The organism is Pedobacter sp. (genome assembly GCF_035566355.1).
GTDB lineage: Bacteria > Bacteroidota > Bacteroidia > Sphingobacteriales > Sphingobacteriaceae > Pedobacter.
This window is the reverse complement of the sequence record NZ_DATMRL010000303.1, coordinates 1-2,497: the sequence shown is the minus strand read 5'-3', so window position 1 is coordinate 2,497 and position 2,497 is coordinate 1. Positions and strand designations below refer to the sequence as shown.

3 protein-coding genes are annotated in these 2,497 nt (G+C 44.5%); 2 read left to right on the top strand and 1 reads right to left on the bottom strand.

Going from position 1 to position 2,497, the window contains the following annotated elements; genetic code table 11:
• Together VNZ46_RS12015 and VNZ46_RS12010 are read left to right on the top strand one after the other, a co-directional pair.
• Window positions 1-594, top strand: a 594-nt coding sequence (locus VNZ46_RS12015) for an MFS transporter (RefSeq protein WP_325560375.1), incomplete at its 5' end; no start/stop codon positions are given.
• Window positions 595-627: 33 nt separating this feature from the next.
• Entirely contained in the window at window positions 628-2,253 is a 1,626-nt protein-coding gene (locus VNZ46_RS12010; protein WP_325560374.1) for an NADP-dependent glyceraldehyde-3-phosphate dehydrogenase, read from the top strand.
• Window positions 2,254-2,305: 52 nt separating this feature from the next.
• On the opposite strand, the gene VNZ46_RS12005 is transcribed toward VNZ46_RS12010, so the two are convergent.
• The coding region (locus tag VNZ46_RS12005; RefSeq protein WP_325560373.1) for a substrate-binding domain-containing protein at window positions 2,306-2,497 on the bottom strand (192 nt) is incomplete at its 5' end.

The window sequence follows — 2,497 nt, the reverse complement described above, 5'->3', positions numbered from 1 at the left end:
TTTGGTAAATTCATGACCGATGGGGTATGGTGGTTCTTTTTATTCTGGCTGCCTTCTTATTTGAAGGTACAGTATGGGATGGACGATACGGCTATTATGATTCCCTTGGCCGTGCTGTACAGCATGACGATGATTGGAAGTATTGGCGGAGGCTGGTTCCCTATGTATTTTATGAAGAAAGGCTATGCACCTTATGACGGGCGGATGAAAGCGATGTTTATTATCGCCCTGTTTCCATTGCTGGTGCTGCTTGCCCAGCCACTGGGTCATATCAGTGTATGGCTTCCGGTGGTGTTAATTGGGATTGGCGCTTCGGCACATCAGGCCTGGTCTGCAAATATTTTTACAACGGTTTCGGATATGTTCCCTAAAAAATCTGTGGGTTCTGTGATTGGAATTGGTGGCATGGCTGGTGGTTTAGGCGGTGTATTTATGTCTAAGCTGGGGGGCGGTCTGTTTGATTATTACAAGGGACTTGGTCATATTCAGACCGGCTATACCATTATGTTTGCGATTTGTGCCCTGGCTTACCTGGTGGCCTGGATCGTTATGAAATCTTTAGTACCTAAGTACAGACCAATTACGAATTTATAGCCTAATCATTTAAACAATCATAACCTAAAACTAATGAATTTTGAAGATCAGCTGCGTACTATTTTTGTAGCGGAGCATGAAATCCCGGAAGCATTTCGTCTGGAGGGCGAACTGCATCAGCGGGAGTACCTGAGTAACGGCGCCCTGCATCCCTGGGCAGGAGAAGTACATACAGTGGTTTCTCCTGTTTGTATTAAAGGTTCGGATGGCCTGAAACCTAAAGTGATCGGGACCTATCCTTTATGTGATGAAAAAGAGGCTATGGAAGCCCTGGATGCGGCTGTTGCTGCCTACGACAATGGGAGGGGAGAGTGGCCGACGATGAGTGTGGCCGGCCGGATTTCTCATGTAGAGAAATTTACGAACCGGATTCTTGAAAAGAAGAGTGAAGTGGTGAAATTGCTGATGTGGGAGATTGGTAAATCTTATGCAGATTCGGTTAAAGAATTTGACCGGACGGTAGAGTATATCCATGCCACTATTGATGCTTTAAAAGATCTGGACCGTCAGTCTTCCCGTTTCAGTATTGAACAGGGCATTGTGGCCCAGGTCAGGAGATCCCCTCTGGGTGTGGTACTTTGTATGGGGCCATTTAATTACCCTTTGAACGAAACTTTTACGACATTGATCCCTGCATTGATTATGGGGAATACCTTATTGTTTAAACCACCTAAACATGGTACGCTTTTACATTATCCTTTGCTGGAAGCATTTCGTGATTGTTTTCCAAAAGGGGTGGTGAATACCATTTATGGCAGGGGAAACAAAATCATCCCTGGCCTGATGAAATCTGGTAAGATTAATGTACTGACCTTGATCGGTTCCAGTAAAGTAGCCAATGAACTTAAAAAACTGCATCCAAAGATCAACAGGCTCCGGGCTATCCTTGGATTGGATGCAAAAAATGCAGCCATCATTACGGCTAAAGCAGATCTTAAACTGGCCGTGCAGGAATCGGTTTTGGGTTCTTTGTCTTTTAACGGACAGCGCTGTACAGCCCTAAAGATCATCTTTATTCACGCTTCACTGGCAGATGAGTTTTTAAAACAATTGTCTGAGGCGGTTGCCGGGCTGAAATATGGAATGCCATGGGTAGAAGGTGTGGCTTTAACGCCGCTTCCTGAGCCGCAGAAACCGGCTTATCTGAAAGAATGTATAGAGGATGCAGTTGCTCATGGGGCAAGGGTGGTGAATGAACATGGTGGAACAGCTGTTGCGTCTTTTGTCTATCCGGCTATTCTTTACCCGGTCAATAAGGATATGAAGTTGTATACGGAGGAGCAATTTGGTCCGGTTATTCCTGTGGTTCCTTTCCATGATCTGGAAGAAACTATAGAATACCTGATTGAATCTACGCACGGACAGCAGGTGAGTATTTTCAGTAATGATGAAGAGGAGGTAGCTGCGCTGATTGATCCTTTAGTGAACCAGGTAAGCCGTGTAAATATCAATTGCCAATGCCAGCGCGGGCCGGATGTTTTTCCTTTTACGGGCAGAAAAGACAGTGCGGAAGGTACTTTGTCTGTTGTAGATGCGTTGAGGTCTTTTTCCATCCGTTCTTTGGTGGCCACTAAACTAAACGACAGTAATAAACAGCTGATCAATGAGATCATTGACAGCAACAGCTCTAATTTTCTGAGCACGAAGTTTTTGTTCTAGGAAAAGCTGTATATCTTTATTTTGGAAAAGGGTACCTGTTTGGTACCCTTTTTTATTGAGTAGAATCCCTGCTGATCAGACTTGATTTTAGAATGGTCGTTTCTTTGGCTTCTTCTACTGCGCGGTGTTCTATAATATTGAACATGACTTCTGCTGCTTTTTTACCAATGTCAAATGCGGGCTGAGTGATGGTACTTAGAGAAGGGTTAAGTAATGGTGCTGTGGCCAGATTGGAGAAGCTGAT

Excerpts from the sequence above, each read along its gene's own strand:
- VNZ46_RS12010 (WP_325560374.1), top strand. The coding sequence starts at position 628 with ATGAATTTTGAAGATCAGCTGCGTACTATTTTTGTAGCGGAGCATGAA.